The sequence below is a fragment of the uncultured Bacteroides sp. genome (assembly GCF_902472605.1).
GTDB lineage: Bacteria > Bacteroidota > Bacteroidia > Bacteroidales > Bacteroidaceae > Phocaeicola.
The window spans coordinates 61,208-85,036 of the sequence record NZ_CABROP010000002.1; the positions used below are offsets into that span (position 1 = coordinate 61,208).

The 23,829-nt window shown below is 48.0% G+C and carries 23 protein-coding genes; 14 read left to right on the forward strand and 9 right to left on the reverse strand.

The features are described from left to right. Positions 1-27: 27 nt before the first annotated feature. The 8 genes from RDP42_RS00840 (at position 28) to miaA (ending at position 8,625) form a co-directional block, all read left to right on the forward strand. The gene (locus tag RDP42_RS00840; RefSeq protein WP_299171237.1) at positions 28-1,197 is read left to right on the forward strand and encodes an AIR synthase-related protein; all 1,170 of its coding nucleotides are present in this window, start codon (positions 28-30) and stop codon (positions 1,195-1,197) included. A 336-nt stretch (positions 1,198-1,533) separates the two neighbouring features. Then, on the forward strand, positions 1,534-2,643 hold the full coding sequence (gene prfA / locus RDP42_RS00845) for a peptide chain release factor 1 (RefSeq protein ID WP_204478627.1): 1,110 nt from the start codon (positions 1,534-1,536) through the stop codon (positions 2,641-2,643). 63 nt (positions 2,644-2,706) lie between these two features. Next, positions 2,707-3,531, forward strand: a complete 825-nt coding sequence (pyrF, locus tag RDP42_RS00850) for an orotidine-5'-phosphate decarboxylase (protein ID WP_308762144.1) — start codon at positions 2,707-2,709, stop codon at positions 3,529-3,531. 282 nt (positions 3,532-3,813) lie between these two features. Continuing rightward, the gene (gene lpxD, locus RDP42_RS00855) at positions 3,814-4,854 is read left to right on the forward strand and encodes a UDP-3-O-(3-hydroxymyristoyl)glucosamine N-acyltransferase (RefSeq protein WP_308762145.1); all 1,041 of its coding nucleotides are present in this window, start codon (positions 3,814-3,816) and stop codon (positions 4,852-4,854) included. Between the two features lie 4 nt (positions 4,855-4,858). Further along, positions 4,859-6,244, forward strand: coding sequence for a bifunctional UDP-3-O-[3-hydroxymyristoyl] N-acetylglucosamine deacetylase/3-hydroxyacyl-ACP dehydratase (locus RDP42_RS00860; protein WP_308762146.1), 1,386 nt, complete (start codon positions 4,859-4,861; stop codon positions 6,242-6,244). A gap of 1 nt (position 6,245) precedes the next feature. Then, on the forward strand, positions 6,246-7,013 hold the full coding sequence (lpxA, locus tag RDP42_RS00865; protein WP_303915051.1) for an acyl-ACP--UDP-N-acetylglucosamine O-acyltransferase: 768 nt from the start codon (positions 6,246-6,248) through the stop codon (positions 7,011-7,013). 45 nt (positions 7,014-7,058) lie between these two features. Beyond that, positions 7,059-7,616, forward strand: a complete 558-nt coding sequence (locus RDP42_RS00870; protein WP_204474644.1) for a hypothetical protein — start codon at positions 7,059-7,061, stop codon at positions 7,614-7,616. Between the two features lie 97 nt (positions 7,617-7,713). Continuing rightward, a complete protein-coding gene (miaA, locus tag RDP42_RS00875) occupies positions 7,714-8,625 on the forward strand; it encodes a tRNA (adenosine(37)-N6)-dimethylallyltransferase MiaA (RefSeq protein ID WP_308762147.1) in 912 nt (303 codons plus the stop codon). Here miaA and RDP42_RS00880 read toward each other — a convergent pair. From RDP42_RS00880 to RDP42_RS00890, 3 genes are read right to left on the reverse strand one after another with little or no spacing between them, the layout of a single operon-like run. After that, positions 8,612-9,634, reverse strand: coding sequence for an AI-2E family transporter (locus RDP42_RS00880; protein ID WP_303915059.1), 1,023 nt, complete (start codon positions 9,632-9,634; stop codon positions 8,612-8,614). The genes miaA and RDP42_RS00880 overlap by 14 nt on opposite strands. Positions 9,635-9,647: 13 nt before the next feature. Then, positions 9,648-9,977, reverse strand: a complete 330-nt coding sequence (locus RDP42_RS00885) for a hypothetical protein (RefSeq protein WP_374046886.1) — start codon at positions 9,975-9,977, stop codon at positions 9,648-9,650. A 12-nt stretch (positions 9,978-9,989) separates the two neighbouring features. Next, entirely contained in the window at positions 9,990-10,292 is a 303-nt protein-coding gene (locus RDP42_RS00890) for a septum formation initiator family protein (RefSeq protein ID WP_308762148.1), read from the reverse strand. Positions 10,293-10,410: 118 nt separating this feature from the next. Between RDP42_RS00890 and RDP42_RS00895 the strand changes: the two genes are divergently transcribed. Beyond that, on the forward strand, positions 10,411-12,258 hold the full coding sequence (locus tag RDP42_RS00895; RefSeq protein ID WP_308762149.1) for a DNA polymerase III subunit gamma/tau: 1,848 nt from the start codon (positions 10,411-10,413) through the stop codon (positions 12,256-12,258). Positions 12,259-12,347: 89 nt separating this feature from the next. Here the strand turns inward: RDP42_RS00895 and queF are convergent, their stop codons facing one another. Genes queF through RDP42_RS00910 form a run of 3 tightly spaced genes read right to left on the reverse strand, consistent with a single transcriptional unit; the run spans position 12,348 to position 14,167 of the window. Beyond that, the gene (gene queF, locus RDP42_RS00900; RefSeq protein ID WP_022354806.1) at positions 12,348-12,806 is read right to left on the reverse strand and encodes a preQ(1) synthase; all 459 of its coding nucleotides are present in this window, start codon (positions 12,804-12,806) and stop codon (positions 12,348-12,350) included. Positions 12,807-12,809: 3 nt separating this feature from the next. Then, positions 12,810-13,472 carry a 7-cyano-7-deazaguanine synthase QueC gene (gene queC, locus RDP42_RS00905; RefSeq protein WP_308762184.1) on the reverse strand — a complete coding sequence of 221 codons (663 nt, stop codon included), beginning with the start codon at positions 13,470-13,472 and terminating at the stop codon, positions 12,810-12,812. An 8-nt stretch (positions 13,473-13,480) separates the two neighbouring features. Further along, entirely contained in the window at positions 13,481-14,167 is a 687-nt protein-coding gene (locus RDP42_RS00910; protein ID WP_308762150.1) for a queuosine precursor transporter, read from the reverse strand. Between the two features lie 379 nt (positions 14,168-14,546). On the opposite strand from RDP42_RS00910, the gene RDP42_RS00915 reads away from it, so the two are divergent. Genes RDP42_RS00915 through nth form a run of 3 tightly spaced genes read left to right on the forward strand, consistent with a single transcriptional unit; the run spans position 14,547 to position 17,133 of the window. Beyond that, positions 14,547-15,407: a nitroreductase family protein gene (locus tag RDP42_RS00915; RefSeq protein ID WP_308762151.1), complete on the forward strand. Its 861-nt coding sequence runs from the start codon at positions 14,547-14,549 to the stop codon at positions 15,405-15,407. Positions 15,408-15,420: 13 nt separating this feature from the next. Continuing rightward, positions 15,421-16,461: a magnesium/cobalt transporter CorA gene (gene corA, locus RDP42_RS00920; RefSeq protein ID WP_308762152.1), complete on the forward strand. Its 1,041-nt coding sequence runs from the start codon at positions 15,421-15,423 to the stop codon at positions 16,459-16,461. Positions 16,462-16,491: 30 nt separating this feature from the next. Next, on the forward strand, positions 16,492-17,133 hold the full coding sequence (nth, locus tag RDP42_RS00925; RefSeq protein WP_308762153.1) for an endonuclease III: 642 nt from the start codon (positions 16,492-16,494) through the stop codon (positions 17,131-17,133). 65 nt (positions 17,134-17,198) lie between these two features. Here the strand turns inward: nth and RDP42_RS00930 are convergent, their stop codons facing one another. Beyond that, entirely contained in the window at positions 17,199-17,546 is a 348-nt protein-coding gene (locus RDP42_RS00930; RefSeq protein WP_288353090.1) for a MerR family transcriptional regulator, read from the reverse strand. A gap of 15 nt (positions 17,547-17,561) precedes the next feature. Then, a complete protein-coding gene (locus RDP42_RS00935) occupies positions 17,562-18,527 on the reverse strand; it encodes a M23 family metallopeptidase (protein ID WP_072543421.1) in 966 nt (321 codons plus the stop codon). Between the two features lie 133 nt (positions 18,528-18,660). On the opposite strand from RDP42_RS00935, the gene alaS reads away from it, so the two are divergent. Next, positions 18,661-21,279, forward strand: a complete 2,619-nt coding sequence (gene alaS, locus RDP42_RS00940) for an alanine--tRNA ligase (RefSeq protein ID WP_308762154.1) — start codon at positions 18,661-18,663, stop codon at positions 21,277-21,279. 186 nt (positions 21,280-21,465) lie between these two features. Next, positions 21,466-22,830, forward strand: a complete 1,365-nt coding sequence (locus RDP42_RS00945; protein ID WP_308762155.1) for an MATE family efflux transporter — start codon at positions 21,466-21,468, stop codon at positions 22,828-22,830. An 8-nt stretch (positions 22,831-22,838) separates the two neighbouring features. Here RDP42_RS00945 and RDP42_RS00950 read toward each other — a convergent pair whose 3' ends face one another. Then, positions 22,839-23,747 (reverse strand): AraC family transcriptional regulator, encoded by a 909-nt coding sequence (locus tag RDP42_RS00950; RefSeq protein WP_308762156.1) that lies wholly within the window; start codon positions 23,745-23,747, stop codon positions 22,839-22,841. Positions 23,748-23,829 lie beyond the last annotated feature (82 nt).

Below are 23,829 nucleotides of genomic sequence, written 5' to 3' on the forward strand. Positions count from 1 at the left end.
ATTGAAACAAACAAACTTACTATACTCATGAGCAATCAACGATACATGCAGCGCGGCGTATCTGCATCAAAAGAAGATGTACACAACGCCATCAAGAACATTGACAAAGGTATTTTCCCGAATGCATTCTGTAAAATTATTCCTGATATTTTGGGAGGTGACCCGGAATACTGCAACATCATGCATGCCGACGGAGCCGGTACCAAATCTTCTTTGGCGTATTTGTACTGGAAAGAAACCGGCGACTTGTCTGTATGGAAGGGCATCGCACAGGATGCTCTGATTATGAACATCGATGACTTGTTGTGCGTAGGTGCGGTAGACAACATCCTGGTATCTTCTACCATCGGACGCAACAAGCTGCTTGTACCGGGTGAAGTGATTTCAGCCATCATCAACGGCACAGACGAACTGCTGGCCGAACTCCGAGAAATGGGCGTGGGTGTGTATGCCACCGGTGGAGAAACTGCCGATGTAGGCGACTTGGTCCGCACCATCATCGTGGACAGTACGGTAACTTGCCGTATGAAACGTGCAGATGTCATCAACAATGCCAATATCCGCCCGGGGGATGTGATTGTGGGTCTGGCTTCTTACGGCCAGGCTACGTATGAGAAAGAATACAACGGCGGTATGGGCAGCAACGGTCTGACCAGCGCCCGTCACGATGTATTCAGCAAATACTTAGCAGAGAAATATCCGGAAAGCTATGACCATGCTGTACCTGAAGAACTGGTTTACAGCGGCAAACTGAAGCTGACAGATGCGGTAGAAGGTTCTCCGCTGGATGCCGGCAAACTGGTGCTGTCTCCGACCCGTACCTATGCTCCGGTAGTCAAGAAACTGCTGGATGCCCTGCGTCCGCAAATCCACGGTATGGTCCACTGCTCAGGCGGCGCCCAGACAAAAGTGCTGCACTTCGTAGGCGACAACTGCCGGGTCATCAAAGACAACCTCTTCCCTGTGCCTCCTTTGTTCCGCACCATCAAGGAACAGAGCGGTACCGAATGGGACGAAATGTACAAAGTGTTCAACATGGGACACCGTCTGGAAGTCTACCTGTCACCGGAACATGCAGAGCAGGTAATTGAAATCAGCAAGTCGTTCAACATCGATGCACAAATTATCGGACGCATCGAAGAAAGTGACCACAAGGAACTGATTATCCGTTCTGAATTCGGAGAATTCAAATACTAACCAGCTACCTCTTACGATTGTATGAAACCGCAAGAAAAATAAGGATGTCTTATCGGCATCAGATTACTCGTTGTATGGGCTGTCTTTTTCTATCTTGGCATTGAAATGGACGCTCCTTTTCTCAAAATGATAAGTTTTGGACTCTCAGGTTTTGTCATTTCCTTTGTATTTGGGAAATACTTTGGGACTAAAGAGTTTAAATGGAAAGCCCGAAGAGTCTTGCCGCTCATCTTGCTCGGTTTCATATTGTTGGTTTTCTTTACCTGGATGGCCTATGGCAGGTTATGGTAAGCCAAGACCAATCTCATCACTCAACTGTATAAGCATTCCATTAGAATGGCAGAAAACAATACATTACTGGAAAAATTAGACGGTTTGGTATCACGTTTCGAGGAAGTATCGACCTTGATTACAGACCCGAACGTGATAGCCGACCAGAAACGATACGTCAAACTGACCAAAGAATACAAGGAACTGGGCGACCTGATGGCTGCCCGCAAGGAATACCTGCAATGCCTTAACGGGCTGGAGGAAGCCAAAATGATGATGGGCGAAAGCGACCCGGAAATGAAGGAAATGGCCCGCGAAGAAGCGGCAGCCTGCGAAGCCCGTATCCCTCAGCTGGAAGAAGAAATCAAACTGTTACTTATCCCGGCCGACCCGCAGGATGACCGCAACGCCATCCTGGAAATCCGTGGAGGTACGGGAGGCGATGAAGCCGCCATCTTTGCCGGTGACTTGTTCCGCATGTATTCCAAATACTGTGAACGCAAAGGCTGGAAACTGGAAGTATCCAGTGCCAACGAAGGAGCTGCCGGAGGTTTCAAGGAAATCATCTGCTCCATCACCGGAGAGAAAGTATACGGAACCTTGAAATACGAATCGGGCGTACACCGCGTGCAGCGTGTACCGGCCACCGAAACCCAGGGACGTGTACACACTTCCGCTGCCTCCGTAGCCGTACTGCCCGAAGCGGAACCATTTGACGTGGAAATCAACGAAGGCGAAATCAAATGGGATACTTTCCGAAGCGGAGGTGCCGGAGGACAGAACGTGAACAAGGTAGAATCGGGTGTCCGCCTGCGTTACAACTGGAAGAACCCCAACACGGGTATTGTGGAAGAAATCCTCATCGAATGTACGGAAACCCGTGACCAACCGAAGAACAAGGAACGCGCCCTGAGCCGTCTGCGTACCTTCATCTACGACAAGGAACACCAGAAGTACATTGATGACATCGCTTCCAAACGAAAGACCATGGTGAGTACCGGTGACCGTTCGGCCAAAATCCGTACGTACAACTACCCGCAGGGACGTATCACCGACCATCGCATCAACTACACCATCTACAATTTAGCGGCATTCATGGACGGCGACATCCAGGACTGCATCGACCACCTGATTGTGGCCGAAAATGCGGAACGGTTGAAAGAAAGCGAATTATAAATAAAGGTGTATCATTTTACCCCTTACCGTGAACAATAAAGTCACATTATTAATAAAAGAATTATGAACAAACAGGAATTATTTGAAAACATCAAAAAGAAAAAATCTTTTTTGTGTGTAGGACTGGATACCGACATCAAGAAAATTCCGGAACACCTTCTGAAGGAAGAAGATCCGATTTTCACTTTCAATAAAGCTATCATCGATGCCACTGCCCCTTACTGTATCGCCTATAAACCCAACTTGGCTTTCTATGAAAGCATGGGTGTAAAAGGATGGATCGCTTTCGAAAAGACAGTGGAATACATCAAGAAAAACTATCCTGACCAGTTCATCATCGCCGATGCCAAACGTGGGGATATCGGTAATACCTCGGCCATGTATGCCCGTACCTTCTTTGAAGAACTGAACATCGACTCTGTAACAGTAGCTCCCTACATGGGCGAAGACAGTGTGACTCCGTTCCTCACCTACGAAGGCAAATGGGTCATCCTGCTGGCACTGACTTCCAACAAAGGTTCACACGACTTCCAGCTGACAGAAGACAAAGAAGGCGAACGTCTGTTCGAGAAAGTATTGCGCAAATCACAGGAATGGGCCAACGACCAGAACATGATGTACGTGGTAGGTGCCACTCAAGGACGCATGTTTGAAGACATCCGTAAAATCATCCCCCATCACTTCCTGCTGGTACCGGGTATCGGTGCACAGGGTGGTTCACTGGAAGAAGTCTGCAAATATGGCATGACCAAGGAATGCGGACTGATTGTCAACTCCAGCCGTGCCATCATCTATGCCGACAAGACTGAAAACTTTGCCAAAGTAGCTGGCGAAGAAGCTCACAAAGTACAGCAGCAGATGGAAAAACAGCTGGCAAATATCCTCTAAAATTCTGTTTTTACCCCATTTTCAAGAAGCATAAAGACTCCTGCTTGTGCATGCAGTCTTTATGCTTCTTTTGTATCCTTCCACCATAAAAAATCTAAAAATAGGCCTGTCAGGGAGGTTTAGTCTTAAAATCAGCAGACATATCCGGCAAATAATTGGCATTTTTCACGGATATATAAAAAAAAAACACGTAATTTGCATAATTAAGTAGTAAGTATGCTTTTTCAAGCAGCAAAGATTTGAAAAACAACCAGGAAAACAAAGGAACAAAAGAAATCAAATATGGAGTTCTCAGCTAAACAAATTGCGGAATATATCCAAGGAACCATCGTTGGAGATGAAAATGCCAAAGTACATACCTTCGCCAAAATTGAAGAGGGCGTACCGGGAGCATTATCCTTTCTATCCAATCCTAAATACACTCATTACATCTACGAAACAAAATCAACCATTGTATTGGTAAACAAGGACTTTCATCCGGAGCATGAAATCAAGGCTACCTTAATAAAGGTAGACGATGCCTACGAAAGTCTGGCCAAGCTGATGACGCTTTATGAAATGAGTATGCCCAAAAAGAAAGGAATCAGCTCATTAGCTTCCATTGCTGAAAATGTGAAAATCGGAAAAGATGTCTACATCGGTCCTTTTGCCTGCATTGAAGAAGGAGCTGAAATCGGTGACAACGCATACATACATCCGCAAGTAACGGTGGGAAGTCATGCCAAGATTGGAGCAAACACCATTCTTTATCCACATGTTACCGTTTACCACGACTGCCACATCGGCAACAACTGTATCCTGCATGCGGGAGCGGTCATCGGTGCCGACGGATTCGGCTTTGCTCCGGCACCGGAAGGATATGAGAAGATTCCTCAGATTGGCATTGTCATCATTGAAGATAACGTAGAAATAGGTGCCAACACGTGTGTAGACCGCGCTACAATGGGAGCTACGCTCGTTCACCAGGGTGTCAAGCTGGACAACCTCATCCAAGTGGCACACAATGTAGAAATAGGCAAGAATACCGTCATGGCTTCGCAGGTAGGAGTAGCCGGATCGGCCAAAATCGGTGAATGGTGTATGTTCGGCGGACAGGTAGGTGTGGCAGGACACATCAAAGTGGGCGACCACGTCACAGTCGGCGCACAGTCCGGCATTCCGGGAAATACCAAATCACACTCCACGCTGATGGGATACCCGGCCATCGACCCGAAACAGTTTGCACGCTCTGCCGCTATCTACAAGAAACTTCCGGATATGTACGTAGAACTCGGACGTTTGCAGAAAGAAATTGAAGAATTAAAAAAACAACTAAATAAATAAACCCATGTTGAAACAACAAACCTTAAAAGGCAGCTTTTCGCTCAACGGAAAAGGACTTCACACTGGAGTGAAACTTACCGTTACGTTCAATCCTGCCCCAGAGCACCACGGGTATAAAATACAGCGAATCGATTTGGACGACCAGCCGATTCTGGATGCGGTAGCCGAAAACGTAGTGGATACTACCCGAGGCACAGTTTTAGCAAAAAACGGGGTAAAAGTTAGTACCGTAGAACATGCACTGGCAGCCTTGTATGCAGCAGGTATCGACAACTGTCTGATTCAGGTCAACGGGCCGGAATTCCCAATCCTGGACGGTAGCGCCAAGGCTTATGTGGAATGTATCAAGCGAGTAGGCATCGAAGAACAAGCTGCTCCGAAAGACTATTACATCATCAAGTCAAAGATTGAATTCCGTGACGAAGAAACGGGTTCCTCCATCATCGTATTGCCGGATGACAAGTTCAGCGTCAATACATTAATTTCTTACGACTCCAAAATTCTGACCAACCAATATGCCACGTTGGAGAATATGAATGACTTCCCTACGGAAGTGGCTTGTGCACGCACGTTCGTATTCGTCCGCGAAATCGAGCCGCTGCTGAATGCCGGACTGATTAAGGGAGGAGACTTGGACAACGCCATCGTCATCTACGAAAAACAGATGACGCAGGAAAACTTTGACAAGCTGGCCGATGTGATGGGCGTGCCTCACATGGATGCAAGCCACCTGGGATACATCAACCATATTCCATTGGTATGGCCGAATGAACCTGCCCGTCATAAGCTGCTGGATATTATCGGTGACTTGGCCCTCGTAGGTAAACCCATCAAAGGACGCATCATCGCGACCCGTCCGGGACATACCATCAACAACAAGTTCGCCCGTCAGTTGCGGAAAGAAATCCGTCTGCATGAAATTCAGGCACCGATTTATAACTGCAACGAAGAACCGCTGATGGATGTAAACCGCATCCGGGAACTGCTTCCTCACCGCTATCCGTTCCAACTCGTCGACAAAGTCATCGCCATCGGTGCCAATTACATTGTCGGCATCAAAAATGTCACTTCCAACGAGCCGTTCTTCCAGGGACATTTCCCGCAGGAACCGGTCATGCCGGGAGTACTGCAAATTGAAGCCATGGCACAGGTAGGAGGCTTACTGGTGCTCAATTCAGTAGACGAGCCTGAAAGATATTCTACTTATTTCCTGAAAATAGATAATGTGAAATTCCGCCAAAAAGTAGTGCCGGGCGATACCCTGATTTTCAGAGTTGAACTGATGGCGCCCATTCGCCGCGGCATATCAACCATGAAGGGATATATTTTCGTGGGAGAAAAGATTGTCTGCGAAGCTGAATTTATGGCACAAATTGTAAAAAACAAGTAACATGATCAGCCCTTTAGCATATATAGACCCCGAAGCTAAAATCGGAGAAAACGTAGAAATAGGTCCTTTTGTCTTTATTGACAAAAACGTGGTGATTGGTGACAATAACGTCATCATGCCCAATGCTAACATTTTATATGGTTCCCGTATCGGAAACGGAAACCGTATTTTCCCGGGTGCCGTCATCGGTGCCATTCCGCAAGACCTGAAATTTCATGGAGAAGAAACCACTGCGGAAATCGGTGACAACAATACCATCCGCGAGAATGTGACCATCAACCGAGGCACAGCTGCCAAAGGCAAAACCATCGTCGGCAACAACAACCTCCTGATGGAAGGCGTACACGTGGCCCATGATACCCTTGTAGGAAGCGGATGCATCATCGGCAACCAGACCAAAATGGCCGGAGAAGTCATCATTGATGACAATGCCATCGTCAGCGCTTCGGTACTGATGCACCAGTTCTGCCGGGTAGGCGGTTACGTCATGATTCAGGGAGGCTGCCGTTTCAGCAAGGACATTCCTCCTTTCATCATTGCCGGAAGAGACCCTATCGCCTATTGCGGTATCAACATTGTCGGTCTGCGACGCAGAGGATTCTCCAACGAACTGATTGAGAATATTCATAACGCGTATCGCATTATCTACAACAGTGGGAAAATGGTAAGCGATGCCCTCGAAGAAATCCGCAAGGAAGTTCCGATGAGCAAAGAAATAGAATATATCATTTCATTTGTAGAAAACTCACAACGAGGCATCATCCGATAAAAAAGATTTTGTATATTTACCACATCAACCAAAGACAAACAAAAAATGGTATACAAATTTAGAATCATATCTGACGAAGTCGACGATTTCCTGAGAGAAATCAAAATCGACTCTGAAGCTTCCTTCTATGACCTGCACGAAGCTATCTTGAAGTCAACCGGATACAAGGACGATCAAATGACTTCTTTCTTTATCTGCGACGATGACTGGGAAAAAGAAACTGAAATCACGCTGGAAGACATGGGTGCAGGCAGTTCGGAAGAAGATACCTACGTGATGAAAGATACCCGTCTCAGCGAACTGCTGGAAGACGAAAAGCAGAAACTGCTGTATGTCTTTGACCCCTTGGCAGAACGCGTATTCTTCATTGAATTGTCGGAAATCATTACCGGAAAAGACTTGGACAAGGCAGTATGCTCCCGCAAAACTGGAGAAGCTCCGAAACAGACCATCGACTTCGACGAACAGATGAATACCAATGCCGCCCTCGACTTGGATGAGAATTTCTACGGAGACCAGGAATACGACATGGAAGATTTCGATCCGGAAGGTTTCGACATCAACGAAGGAAGCGGAAATCCTTACGACGAAGACAAATACTAATCGTCTTGATTTTCCATACTCAACACAATATTACAAGAATGTCATCCTGGGCCTTGGTTCAGAATGACATTTCTTTTTTCCCTAAGACCCATCACTCATGAAAAAGCCCGTCCTCATTGTACTTATCGGCCCTACAGGAGTAGGAAAGACAGAATTAAGCCTTTCCATTGCAGAGCACTACCACACCTCGATTATCTCCTCCGATTCGCGTCAGCTCTACAAAGACCTGAAAATCGGTACTGCTGCCCCCACTCCTGCACAATTGGCGAGAGTGCCTCACTATTTTGTCGGGACACTGGAACTGACCGACTATTACAGCGCGGCCCAGTATGAAACGGAAGTACTGAAAAAGTTGGACGAGTTGTTCCAAACGCACCCCGTAGTAGTCATGACCGGCGGCTCCATGATGTACGTGGATGCCGTGTGCAAAGGTATTGATGACATTCCGACTGTGGACAAGGAAACCCGCGAACTGATGATTCACCGCTATGAGACGGAAGGACTGGAGGCGCTCTGTGCCGAATTGCGGCTGCTTGACCCGGAATACTACCGAATTGTGGACCTGAAAAACCCCAAAAGAGTGATTCATGCATTGGAAATCTGCTACATGACGGGAAAAACCTATACTTCTTTCCGCACCCGTACGCAGAAGGAACGTCCTTTCCAGATTGTCAAAGTCGGACTGACCCGCGACCGGGAAGAGCTGTATCAGCGCATCAACCAGCGTGTGGACGAAATGATGAAAGAAGGCTTGTTAGAAGAAGCCAAACGAGTATATCCTTACAAACAGCTTAATTCACTGAATACCGTAGGCTATAAGGAAATCTTCAAATACCTGGACGGGGAATGGGAACTTCCGTTTGCCATCGAGAAAATCAAACAGAATTCACGCATTTACTCCCGGAAACAAATGACCTGGTTCAAGAGGGATTCCGAAATTACCTGGTTCCACCCGGAACAGAAAGAGGAAGTCCTGCGGTTCTTGGACAGCCAGGTCAACCTTGACTGACTTCGGAACTGTCTTCATCGGTCAACAAAAACTCCTTGCGGAACATCTCCACAAACAAGAGGAAGAGGGATACCATCAACGGTCCGAAAATAATGCCCATGAAACCAAAGAGAGGAAGACCGGCCACCACCCCGAAAATTGTAATCAAAGGATGCACATCGGCCATCTTCTTCTGCAAGATGAAACGAATCAGGTTATCACACTGAGCCACAATCAGTCCCCCATACCCTAACATAATCAAGGCACTCACCCAATTGCCCACAATCAAAAAATACACCGTAATCGGCCCCCACACCAGGACAGTACCCACAATGGGAATTACCGAAGCAAAAGCCGTCAGCATGGCACTCAGGAACGGATTGGGCGCATCGCAAATCAAGTATCCTCCCAAAGAGATAAGCCCCTGGATAATGGCCAGCAACGGAATGCCGATAGCATTGGAGCGCACCATCAGCTGCACTTTTTTCAGTACTTCAATCTTGTTTTCGGCCTTGAAAGGAAGCAAAGTGGAAATATAATGTTCCATGTTTTTGCCCTCATACAGCATGAAAAACATCAGCATGATAGCCACGCAGAGATTGACCAGCAAGTCACTAACCCCACTCATCACCGACTGTCCGATGGAAGAAGCCTGCGACACCAGGAAAGAAAGGCTCTTCTCCGACATCACATCAAACCCTGTCCGGTCTTTGATGAAGTCTACCACTTCCCCTATCGGCCGGATAATGGCCTCCGTATCAAAATGCATCTTGGAAACCTGGCTGACCAACGCCCAAGCAAACAAGGAAAGTGGAATCAGGATAAACAGGGTCACCCCGATGGTCACCAGCCACACCGCCAACGCCCGTTTCATTTTCGTCTGCAGCCAGAACGTAAAATTACGCAACAACAGGTAGAGCGTAAATCCACCTAAAATACCGTTCATGAAAGGCTGTGCCTGACGGAACAGCAGGTATCCCAAGCCAAGGATAAACACGACCAGCGAGTATTTCCAATATCTTTCCTTCATAGGCTTTTCGCGATTAATTTTCCTTTTCTTCCTCCTGTGGAATCCGGAAAGCCGTGTAAAGCTCCAGCACCGCAGAAATGGTCAGGCAGACAATCCATTCGTTCCGTTTCCAAAGCAACATCACTACGCCTGTCAGCACCAGCAACATCGCACCGAGAAGCTGTTGGCGTCGCAAACGACGGATTACCACACTACTACCCTTATATTCTGACACCAGCTGCACATAGGCAAACAGACAGGCACCCACCAGATACACATACGGCGCCCACTCCAGTCTCAAAAACTGAAGCACCAGTCCGATAAACAACACTACGGCACCTGCCACAGCCAGTTTGTCTTTCATCTTCGCATTCATTTACTTGTCTTCCTCAAAAATAAAAATATCCTCGTTTTCCTTTTTCATCAGGTACTTTTCGCGAGCCACTTTCTCTAACGCTTCCTTGTTCGAGGTAATCTCCTTCAGCATCTTGCTGTCTTCCTCATACTGCTTCCGGTAGCGCTCAATCTCCGTATTCAGCTGATGAATCTCCCGCTTGTGAGCCACACGGCGTATCAGACTGTTCTCGTCCAATACCCCGATAATCAACAGAAAAATACCCACGGTGACCATGTATTTATGCCTTCCGATAAAAGCCCAGATATTAGCCAGTTTACCCATAAAAATTCCTACTTTATTACCTTGCAAAGATAGAAATTATTTCGCAGCAAGTCCATGACAAGAAAGAGATTTTATGTACATTTGCAGAAATATCAAGGAATCAAAAACGAATCAACTCATGGAAAATTATATCGTATCGGCACGCAAATACCGCCCGTCTACGTTCGACACCGTGGTGGGACAACGTGCATTGACCACGACCCTGAAAAATGCCATTGCCAACCATAAACTGGCGCACGCCTACCTGTTCTGCGGTCCGCGAGGAGTAGGAAAAACCACCTGCGCCCGTATCTTTGCCAAGACCATCAACTGCCTGCATCCCACGGCAGAAGGAGAGGCTTGCAACGAATGTGAATCGTGCAAGGCATTCAACGAGCAGCGTTCCTATAATATCCATGAGCTGGATGCTGCTTCCAACAACTCGGTAGAAGACATCCGTTCGCTGATTGAACAGGTGCGTATTCCGCCCCAGATTGGTAAATACAAGGTGTACATCATCGATGAGGTGCACATGCTGTCTACGGCGGCTTTCAATGCTTTCCTGAAAACTCTGGAAGAACCGCCCCAGCACGCCATCTTCATCCTGGCCACCACAGAGAAGCATAAGATTCTGCCCACCATTCTCAGCCGGTGCCAGATTTATGACTTCAACCGCATCACGGTCAGCGACACGGTGGAACATTTGGAAAACGTGGCCCGTAAAGAGCACATCGAAGCCGAACCGGAAGCCTTGAACGTGATTGCACAGAAAGCCGACGGAGGTATGCGTGACGCCCTCTCCATCTTCGACCAGGTGGTGAGCTTCACCAACGGACACATCACCTACCAGAGTGTGATTGAGAACCTGAATGTACTGGACTGCGAATATTATTTCAAACTGACCGATTTCTTTTTGGAAAATAAAGTATCCGACTGTCTGCTGACTTTCAACGACATTCTCCGGAAGGGATTCGACGGCAACCATTTCATCACCGGACTGACGTCTCATTTCCGCGACCTGTTAGTGAGCCGCGACCCGGCCACCCTGCAACTGCTGGAAACGGGGACTTCCATCCGCGAACGATACCAGGCACAGGCACAGAAATGCACGCCGCAGTTTCTGTACAAGGCCATGAAGCTGTGCAACGACTGCGACCTGAATTACCGCCAGAGCAAAAACAAACGCCTGCTGGTGGAACTAACACTGATTCAGCTGGCACAGCTGACAGCCGAACCAGAAGACACGGGCAGTGGGCGTAGCCCTAAGAAACAATTATCTCCCGTTTTCCACACCGCACAAGCCGGTCAGCCCGCGGCACAGCAGACCCACACGGCTCCAACTGCCACAGCCACTCCGGTAACTCAACCGGCTCCGCAGCCTCAACCTGCTCAACCGGCTCCACAGGCACAGCCTTATACGACCACTTTAAAGCAGGCAGAGGTGCCCTACACCAAGGCCAGTCCGCTTCCGAAAACGGCAACCGAAAAAAAAGCACCGGTCTTCAAAGCTGGAAGTTTGGGGATGTCTATCCGGAAAGCGCAGGCTCAACCTGCTGCACCGGCTTCACAACCTGCCGCACAGCAAACTTCTGTGTCACCTGCGACCGACAACTGGGAAGACTATATTTTCAATGAAAAAGATTTAGGCTACTACTGGCGTGAGTTTGCCAGTCTGCTACCCAAGGAAGAAGCAGCCAATGCCGGACGTATGAGAAACATGCACCCGCATCTGCTGGCCGACCAGCATACCTTTGAAGTGGCTGTAGACAATGGCATGGTCCAGAAATACATGCAGCAGCTGGCTCCTCAGATAGAAGCCCACTTGCAAAAGAAGCTACACAACCGCAAAATCAAGATGACCACGCGGGTGAGCGAAGCCAATGAAAACGTACGGGCCTACAGCCACGTAGAGCGTTTCCAAATGATGAGCAAAAAGAATCCCAGCCTGCTGAAACTCAAGGAGGCTTTGGGATTGGAACTCTCTTAAAAACTCATTTCATCCACATAACAACGGGCGGAGAAACCCCAAAATCAGTTTCTCCGCCCGTTATCTTTTATCTTTCAGCCACTTTTGGCTTACAAGTCATGATTCTTCATCCGATACTCAGCCAGTTCCTCATACTTCGTGCCCGGACGGCCGTAGTTGCAGTACGGATAGATGGAAATCCCCCCACGTGGCGTAAAGATTCCCGTCACTTCAATGTATTTCGGATCCATCAGCTTGATCAGATCCTTCATGATGATGTTCACACAGTCCTCGTGAAAGTCACCATGGTTACGGAAGCTGAACAAATACAGTTTCAGACTCTTGCTTTCCACCATCTTTACATCCGGCAGGTAGCTGATACGGATTTCCGCAAAGTCCGGCTGTCCTGTAATCGGACAGAGGCTGGTGAACTCCGGACAGTTGAAACGTACCCAATAGTCATTCTCCGGATGCTTGTTCACAAATGCTTCCAGCACTTCCGGTGCATAATCCTGTTTATATACGGTTTTCTTGTTGCCCAACAAGGTCAGTTCGTCTTTTCTTTCCATAAATTACTTGTTTTGTTTTGAAGCCAAATATTTTTCCAATCCCTCACGACGCAGCTTGCAAGCCGGACAATGTCCACAACCGTCACCCGGAATGCCGTTGTAGCATGTCAGCGTCTCGTTCCGCACCAAATCCAGCACACCCAGCTCGTCGGCCAGAGCCCATGTCTGCGCCTTGTCAATCCACATCAGCGGCGTATGAATCACGAACTGCTCGTCCATGGCCAGGTTCAGCGTCACGTTGAGCGACTTGATAAACGAGTCGCGACAATCCGGATAACCACTGAAGTCCGTTTGTGAAACTCCGGTCACCAAGTGGAAGATTCCCCGTTCACGGGCATATACCGCCGCAATGCTCAGGAAAAACAGGTTCCGTCCCGGCACAAACGTATTCGGGAAAGAATCTTTCGGTTTCACTTCGTCCATGTGGATGGAAGTATCCGTCAGCGAGTTTTTGCCCAGGTGTCCGATGAACGACACATCCATCACGTCAAACTCCACGCCTGCCTTCTCTGCAATCTTGCGTGCCAGTTCCACTTCTTTTTCATGCTTCTGTCCGTAGAGGAAACTCAGTGCATGTACCTTCTTAAAATGCTTTTTTGCCCAGAAAAGACAGGTCGTAGAGTCCTGTCCGCCGCTGAATACGACAAGGGCCTCGTTCTGATTCATCATATCCTTTAAATTTCCTTGATTTTTAATACATTGTATGAGATGTGCTCGTCATAGACATCCGTATCATCCACCCGCTTGATGTATTTCACCACGCGTACGGTTACCGGCAGCACAATTACCTCATACAGGGTTTTGAGTACCACCTGTACCACCATCATCTTGGCCAGTTCACTCACCGGCATCAGTCCCCCGAACGCCAGCGGGAAAAAAATCAGTGAATCGGCTCCCTCACCGGCTACGGTCGACAAGATGGCACGGGCCGAAAAGTTCTTTCCATGGGAAGCCACTTTCATGCGGCTCATCACATACGCATTGATAAACGAACCTACTAAGAAGGCCGCCAAACTGGCAACAGCAATACGCGGTGCCATACCGAACACGAAGTTGAAGCTCTCTTCCCCCTCCCAGAACGGAGCGGCAGGAAGGGCTACGGCCAGCTGTCCCATGGCTACCACCATGAAATTCATCAGGAATCCCATCCAGATAATCAGACGTGCCTTGCGAAAACCCCATACTTCGGCAATACAGTCATTAATAATATAAGAAATCGGAAAAACAATGAGTCCGGCAGTCACGGAAATCGGACCTAATTGTACGACTTTGGTTTCTAACAGATTGGCCGCCACCAGGCAGACACAAAACACAATGCCCAAAACCATAAAAGGCACTGATACGAGATTTTCTTTCTTCATCGCTCCTGTTTTTTACGTGGTGTTCTAGAATACACGACCGCTATTCACGGCATCGCATGTAAATGTTCTCTTTTAATCGGGCGCAAAGATACAAAGAATTTTCGGGACCGCCATGCAGTTTCCCTCACTTAATCACCTCATCCTGTTCTATAAACATCCAAACGCCAGTCTGTTTAACTTGTATCGTCCTTGAAAATTCTCTGTTCCACACTGCGGGATTTGTATCCCACACTGTGAAATATGTATCCCACACTGTGGTTTTTATATCCCACACTGTGGGACAGAGAAATCTCTTCGGAGAAAGACCTTAAATGCAAGGAGAAAAACAAATAAAAATCGTACCTTTGTACATCATGTAGCTAAACTCATTCTATAGACAATGGTTCAAATACAGATTCATCAAAACACCTGCATACGTTGCAAAAAATGCGTCAGAATATGTCCTTCGGCGCTGTTCACCTTCCGTGAAGACAAAGGCATAGAGGTAAATACCGAAAACTGCATCAGTTGCGGACAGTGCGTGGCTGTTTGCCCGACAAACTCCATCGTCCATTCCGATTTTCCACCGGAGAAAGTCCACTCCTTCGACCGGAACCAATTGCCTACTGCCGACCAGGTGGAACTGCTGATGCGTTCCCGCCGCTCCAACCGGGCGTTTTCCAAAGAACGGATTCCCGAAGAAGCCTTACAACGTATCATTGAAGCGGCTCACCGCGCTCCGACGGCCACTAACGCCCAGGAAGTCAAGATGGTACTGATTACCCGACCGGAAACATTGACGGAAATCAGCCGCCTCACCCTCGGTACGTTCATATCCATTGTACGTACGGTGGAAAATCCCTTGGTGAAACTGATACTGAAACCACTCATGCCCTCCAACTACCGTTACATCCCTGTGTTCAAGCAGCTGCAAGAAGAGTTTGACAAAGGAAACGACGGCATTCTTCGCGGGGCTGCGGCAGTCCTCTTCTTCTACACGGAAAAGAAAGCGCGTTTCGGATGTCAGGACTGCAACCTGGCCTACCAGAATGCATCGCTGATGGCAGAAGCCCTCGGCGTGGCCCAGTTCTACACCGGATTTGTATGCACGGCGGCCGGCATGAACCGGAAAAAAGAATTGCAGAAACTGTTAGGTATTGAAGGCTGTACCATCCATGCCGGCATGGCTTTGGGTATGCCTTCCTTCCGCTTCGACAAGTACATTGACAGAAAAGAACTTTCACTGAAAAGAATCGACTAAATATTGAAAGGTCATGACAAAGAATAACCAGCTGAGTGAGAAACTGAATTATACGGGAGCCAGCCATACCCCCACGCACCTGCACCTTTGCACTTACAATGCCGAAAAAGCGGAGTTCTATCAAGGGGCTTCCATGAAAGAACTGGAGCCGCTTATCCAAACCGATGCCATCAACTGGGTCCAGATTCACGGATTGCAGAATACACAGGTGATACAGGAAGTATGCGACTTTTTCCACATCAATTTCCTGACCACGCAGGATATTCTCAACGCCGAACACCTGACCAAAATCGAGGAACACGACACCTACAACGTGGTCATTCTGAAACAGCTGTCGGCACACGAAGAAAACACGTACGTGCCGCAACAACTCTGCATCGTGCAGGGCAGCAATTTCGTGCTCACTTTCATGGAGCACGACAGTGATTTTTTCAATGAAATCCATGCGGCCCTGAAGAACAATACCCTGAAAATCCGGAACCGCCAATCGGACTTCCTACTCAGCGTGGCCCTGAACAGCGTCATGACCAGTTTCATGTCCATCATCTCCCGCATGGAAGATGAACTGGAAGACATGGAAGAATCGCTGCTTTCACCCGAGACTCGGGGCGACCTGAAACTGGAGGACATACAGCCTTACCGAAGAAATGCCCGCCTCATCAAGAAGTGCATCCTTCCGCTGAAGGAACAGATGAATAAACTGTTTCATACGGACAACGTACTGCTCCACAAGGCCAACCGCCCATTCTTTACCGACGTGAACGACCACCTGCAATTCGTGTTGCAAACCCTCGACGGCTGCCGCGATATGATTTCGGCCCTGGTCGACCTTTACCTGTCGAACAACGACCAGCGGATGAACAACATCATGAAACAGCTCACCATCGTATCCACCATCTTCATTCCGCTGACCTTCCTGGCCGGTATCTGGGGGATGAACTTCGAATGGATGCCCGAGCTGGGGTGGAAATACGGGTACCTGATGGCCTGGGGCATCATGCTGGTGACTGGAGTCGCAGTCTACCTGTTTTTCAAACGAAAGAAATGGTACTGATTTATCCACCTCTTTTTAATTTACAGAATTATGCGCAAGAAAGAACTTTACCAGAAAGTCATTGAATATTTTCAGAAAGCCATGCCCGTGGCTGAAACAGAACTGCACTACAACAACCCGTTTGAACTGCTGATAGCCGTTATCCTGAGTGCCCAGTGCACCGACAAGCGGGTGAATATGATTACCCCTCCTCTCTTCCACGACTTTCCTACACCGGAAGCCTTGGCCGCTACGACCCCGGAAGTAATATTCGAATACATCCGCAGCGTCAGCTACCCGAACAACAAGGCCAAACACCTGGTAGGCATGGCCCAGATGCTGGTACGCGACTTTCACAGCACCGTACCCGACACACTGGAGGAACTGGTGAAACTGCCGGGCGTAGGACGCAAGACCGCCAACGTCATCCAAAGCGTGGTATTCCACAAGGCAGCCATGGCCGTAGACACCCATGTGTTCCGTGTGAGCCACCGCATCGGACTGGTTCCGCGCTCTTGTACCACTCCGCTGGCCACCGAAAAAGAGCTGGTGAAATACATTCCCGAAAACCTGATTCCTACCGCACACCATTGGCTGATTCTGCACGGACGCTACGTCTGCACGGCTCGCGCCCCCAAATGTGAAAGCTGCGGGCTTAACGGGATATGCAAGGAATCGCTGAAAGCCATCTAATCAAATAAAAAACGGCATGCAAACTCCTTCTCTGCATGCCGCTTTTATTTCAAATCTTTCTAAAATCAGGTCAGGTAATCCAACTCTTTCCGCATACTCATCAGTTCTTCCCGGATACGCTTCAGGCGTTCTACCACATTGGCAGTCTGCAAGGTTTCTTCCCGGTTCTGTTTCAACCGTTGTTTAGCCCCTGCCAGGGTCATCCCTTTTTCCTTTACAAGGTGATACACCAGCCGAATGTTTTCGATGTCTTCCTTCCGGTACTGACGGACATTCCCTCCCGTCTTTTTAGGAGAAATCATCGGAAACTCCTTTTCCCAGTAACGCAGCAGCGATTCATTGACATCAAACATCTTTGCCACTTCACTGATGGAATAATATAGTTTTAACTCTTTTTCTGCTTTCAACGCCATACAATACCTTCTTTTTTAATCAAATACCCTACCATGGTTTGCTGCCAGTTCTACCATCTTCTCATAATCGTCTGCATTCAAGTCCATGAAATAATAGTTTACAGGATTCACAATCTTTCCTTTGACACGAACTTCATAATGCAAATGAGGCCCCGTACTTTTACCCGTAGAACCGACCTCACCGATGACCTCACCGCGGGCTACATTCTGCCCTACCCGCACCTCAATCTTATTCAGATGGGCATAACGGGTGACGTATCCGAAACCATGGTCGATGATGATACAGTTACCATAGAGGCCATCCCATCCGGCCTGTCTCACCCGTCCGTTACCGGTAGCATAGACTGGTGTACCTATATTGGCCGAGAAGTCCATACCGGCATGAAATTTCACAGTCTTATAGATTGGGTCCACCCGCATACCATAGCCCGAAGCTGTCTGCTTCAGATTTTTATTGGAAACCGGTTGTATGGCAGGAATACACGCCAACATTTTATCGTGCTGCTTGCAAAGCGCAACGACCTCATCGAACGACTTCGACTGTGCATAAATCTTCTGTTCCAAATCATCCATCTTCTGCGAAGTATGAATCACCAAATGACTGTTGGCCATATCCATCAATTCTTTGTAGCGTTCATTATTCACCGTAGCCGAACGCTGTTCGTCAGGCAGCGGATCCGCCTGCATCATGACCCGATAAATGTTATCATCACGCTGCTGCAAACGTTGCATGACCCCTTCAGCTTCATCCAAACGGGAAGATAAAATAGTATACTGTGACAAAAGCCGGGAATTCTCCGTACGCAGGTCTTTTTCCGAAGGTGACCCGAAAATCCACAACAACAGGATGAAGCTTCCGGCTCCTAATCCCATTCCCACAAACAGCTGGCGCAGATAGCTTAAAGCCCGCTGTCGCATGGTCGGATAAATACGGTCGTAAGTACGTGTTTTTGGATTATAAATATAATAGACTTTACGCATGTCGTTCGATTTTGGAAAAATTTAAGCAACGAAACATCAAGTTTTTGCACCAAACATACAGACAAAAATAATAAAACCAATTATCTTTGCAAATCAATTTTGAGAATATTAACTACAAGACAATATAACGACTATGTTGACAGCAAATGAAATCCGCGACTCATTCGTCAAATTCTTTGAGTCGAAAGGACATCAGATTGTGCCTTCTGCACCGATGGTCATCAAAGACGACCCTACGCTGATGTTCACCAATGCCGGTATGAACCAGTTCAAGGATATCATACTTGGCAACCATCCTGCTAAATACAAACGTGTAACCGACTCACAGAAATGTTTGCGTGTGAGCGGAAAGCATAATGACCTGGAAGAAGTAGGTCACGATACGTACCACCACACCATGTTCGAAATGTTGGGTAACTGGTCGTTCGGAGACTACTTCAAGAAAGAAGTAATTGGCTGGGCTTACGAATACTTGGTAGAGGTACTGAAACTGGACCCGAAAGACTTGTATGTCACCGTATTTGAAGGAAGCCCTGAAGAAGGTCTTTCCCGTGACGATGAAGCTGCCGGCTACTGGGCACAGTATTTCCCTGCAGACCACATCATCAACGGTAACAAGCACGATAATTTCTGGGAAATGGGCGATACAGGTCCCTGCGGCCCGTGTTCTGAAATCCACATCGATTCTCGTTCTGCGGAAGAAAAAGCAGCCGTTCCGGGACGCGAGCTGGTAAACAAAGACCATCCGCAGGTCATCGAAATCTGGAACCTTGTGTTCATGCAATACAACCGCAAGGCAGACGGAACCCTGGAACCACTTCCTGCCAAAGTAATCGATACCGGTATGGGATTTGAACGTCTGGTACGTACACTGCAAGGAAAAACTTCCAACTACGATACAGACATCTTCCAGCCCATCATCAAAGTAATCGGTGACTTGTCTGGCAAAAAGTATGGCGACGATCCGAAAGTGGATGTAGCCATGCGTGTGGTAGCCGACCACATCCGTACCATTGCCTTCTCTATTACCGACGGACAGTTGCCGTCTAATGCCAAGGCTGGTTACGTCATCCGTCGTATCCTGCGCCGTGCCGTACGTTATGCTTATACTTTCTTAGGACAGAAACAGGCCTTCATGTACAAACTGGTACCTGTACTGGTGGAAAACATGGGTACTGCTTATCCGGAACTGAAAGCACAGCAGCCGTTGATTGAAAAAGTAATCAAGGAAGAAGAAGAATCCTTCCTCCGCACGCTGGAAACAGGTATCCGTCTGCTCGACAAGATTATGAACGACACAAAAGCTGCCGGAAAGACTGAAATCAGCGGAGTAGATGCCTTTACATTATACGATACCTTCGGATTCCCGTTCGACTTGACCGAGCTGATTCTCCGTGAAAACGGTCTGACAGCCGACGTGAAAGGTTTCGAAGCAGAAATGCAGAAACAGAAACAGCGTGCACGTAACGCAGCTGCTGTAGAAACAGGTGACTGGGTAACCTTGAAGGAAGGTGAAACCAAATTCGTAGGCTACGACTACACAGAATATGAAACCAGCATCTTGCGTTACCGCCAGATCAAACAGAAAAACCAGACCCTCTATCAGATTGTACTGAGTGAAACTCCGTTCTATGCAGAAAGTGGTGGTCAGGTAGGTGATACCGGTGTACTGGTCAGCGAATTTGAAACTATCGACATCATCGATACCAAGAAAGAAAACAACCTTCCGATTCATATTGCCAAGAAATTGCCGGAACACTTGGATGCCCCGATGATGGCCTGCGTAGATACCGACAAACGTGCAGCTTGTGCAGCCAACCACTCTTGCACGCACTTGCTGGATGAAGCCCTCCGTCAGGTGCTGGGTACCCACGTAGAACAGAAAGGTTCTTTGGTGACACCAGACTCTCTGCGTTTCGACTTCTCTCACTTCCAGAAAGTGACTCCGGAACAGCTGCGTGAAGTGGAACACCTGGTAAATGCCAAGATTCGTGAAAACGTGCCTTTGACTGAATACCGCAACCTGCCGATTGAAAAAGCCAAGGAACTGGGTGCTATCGCCCTGTTCGGTGAAAAATACGGTGACGAAGTACGTGTCGTACAGTTCGGTTCATCTATCGAATTCTGTGGAGGTACACATGTATCAGCTACCGGAAAGATTGGTATGGTGAAAATCTTGTCAGAAAGCTCTGTAGCTGCAGGTGTACGCCGTATTGAAGCGGTTACCGGTGCCAAGGTAGAAGAAATGTTCGATACCGTACAAGATACATTCAACGACCTGAAAGCGTTGTTCAATAATGCCCCTGATCTGAAGGCTGCCATTACCAAGTACATCGATGAAAATGCCGGCTTGAAGAAACAGGTAGAAGAATTCATGAAGGAGAAAGAGGCCTCTGTAAAGAACAAGCTGATTGAAAATGCCAAAGAAGTCAACGGCGTGAAAGTTATTCAAGCCGTTCTTCCGATGCCGGCCGATGCAGTGAAGAACATTGCCTTCCAATTGAAAGGACAGTTCGCTGAAAACTTGTTTGTGGTAATTGGTAGCGTATTCGAAAACAAACCGCTGCTGACTGTCACCATGAGCGATGATCAAGTGAAAGCCGGACTGAATGCCGGACAGCTGGTTCGCGAAGCTGCCAAACTGATTCAGGGTGGTGGTGGTGGCCAACCTCACTTTGCAACTGCCGGAGGTAAGAATCCGGATGGTCTAGCCGCTGCAGTGGACAAAGTGACTGAACTGGCCGGATTCTAATCCTGCTACACAAAAAATAGCAACTCTATTTACCATAAATCCTCCTTATCCCTCCAGAATGGGCGGTAAGGAGGATTTTTTATGCCCACCTCCCTCTATCCAACCAAAGTTTGGTAAAATTGAACTTTCCATACTGCCGTTTTTTTCGTACTTTTGCAGCTGTTCTATTCGATCAAACAGACAACCATGCCCCAAGATAAATTCACCCTTATGACCACGGCACCGGTACCACGCCTTATCCGTGGACTGGCCATTCCGACCATCATCAGTATGCTGGTCACCTCTTTCTATGTCATGGCCGATACGTACTTTGTCGGAAAAATCAATACACAGTCTACCGCGGCTGTAGGTATCTCCTTTTCCATCATGGCCATTATCCAGGCATTCGGTTTCTTTTGTGGACATGGTTCGGGCAACTTTATCTCCCGGCGGTTGGGAGCTCGCGACTACCGGAGTGCGGAAAGAATGGCGGCCACCGGTTTCTTCTGTGCCTTTTTTATCGGCTTTCTGATTGCCCTTTTCGGATTGCTTTTTCTGGAACCGATTTGCATAGCCTTAGGGTCTACCCCTACCATCCTGCCCTACGCCAAGACGTATCTGGGCATTATCCTGTTAGGAGCTCCTTTCATGGCTTCTTCCTTGGTACTGAATAACCAGATGCGTTTTCAGGGAAATGCCGTATATGCTATGATTGGAATTACAGTGGGAGCTTTCTTGAACATTGCCCTTGACCCACTGTTGATTTTCGTATTCGATATGGGTATTGCGGGAGCGGCTTGGTCTACCTTCATCAGTCAGGTATGCAGCTTTACCATCCTGATGTTCATGGATCGTAAAGGCGAAAACATCCGTATCAACTACCGCTATTTTACGCCCACTCCAGCTTATCTGAAAGAGATTGTCTACGGAGGAAGCCCTTCCCTGTGCCGGCAAGGACTGGCCAGTATTTCTACCATCCTGCTGAACGTATCCGCAGGTAACTTCGGGGATGCTGCCATTGCCGGAATGTCTATCGTCACCCGTATCTGCATGTTCATCAATGCTTTTGTGATTGGTTTCGGACAAGGTTTCCAACCAGTTTGCGGATTCAACTATGGAGCTGGTCTGAACCGCCGGGTACTTCAGGGATTCAAATACTGTGTGAAAGTAGGTCTCATCTTCCTGGCCATCTGTTCCATCATCGGTTTTATTTATTCGCCGGAAATCGTATCCTGGTTCCGGAAAGAAGACCCGCAAGTCATCGCGGTAGGAGCTGATGCCTTGCGCTGGCAGCTTATTACCCTTCCACTAGGTGCATGGGTTATTCTGTGCAACATGCTTCTGCAAACCATTCGCCAACCCAAACGGGCCGTGGCCTTATCGTCTGCCCGCCAGGGACTGTTCTTCATTCCGCTGATACTGGTTCTTCCGTATTTTCTGCAACTGCAAGGAGTGGAGATGTGTCAGGCCGTATCCGATTTGTGTTCGTTCCTGATGTCACTCCCGTTGACCATTCCGGTATTGAAAACCCTTCGAACGGATCGACAGCCTCTTTCGAAACTCCCCTCCTAAACAATCGCTCATCCGTTCTCCTCCCGATAATCCTTGGGAGTTATTCCTGTCATACGCCGGAAATACTTGCAAAAGAACGAAGCATTGGGAAAATTCAGTTCGTCAGCTATCTGATACACCAGCTTGTCGGTGTGGCATAACATCAGTTTAGCTTCCTGCATCACAGCCTCATTGACCCAGTCCATCACCGTCCGCCCACTGGCTTGCCGCACCAATGTACTCAAATAGCGGGAGGTCAGACATAAACGGTCGGCATAAAACGCACAGCTCCGTTCATGGACGGCATATTTGTTGACTAATTCCAAAAAGCGATTGAACACTTCCTCCTGACGGCTACGCTTCTGTTTGCCCGCTTCCCATTCACGCCCTCTGAAACCGTCCGTCTGGTGAAAGACAAGAGAAATCAGGCTTTGTACGGATTCCTTTGGAAACGGCCGGTCGTGGACCACCTCCCACAACAAGGCAAAAATCTGTTCCATCCGCTGACTCTCCTGTTCCGTCAGTGAAAGGTGAAGAAACAGTCTGCCTTGTAAATAGACCTGCAACAAATCTTCTTTCTGCCAGCTTTCCATCAGACTGTTGGAAAAAGCCAACATCGCTAAATCCAAATCAGACGACACGTATAGAAATTCGAATACGGTTCCAGGAGACACTACCAAAAAATCCCCCGCCTTAAACTCCAGTTCACGCAAGTTGATACGCAACCGAAGCGTACCGGCACGAAAATACACCACCCGCCCCTCCGTCAGACGGTAGGGCTGTCCCTCCACAGACAAGAAACGGACCACATCGGCTATCCCATGAATGGAACGGAGCAATCCCAGTTCCGGAATCAGAAAACGATAGGCATTGTGACTTTCTCCTACCCGCTCACGCATTTGCCTCAAGGCCAGCAATAACAGACGATTCGATTTCATTTTACAGACACAATTTCCTGCAAAGATAATATTTCACTCGATTTCAGGGCTATATACAGGCGATTATCGAACAAAAAGAACA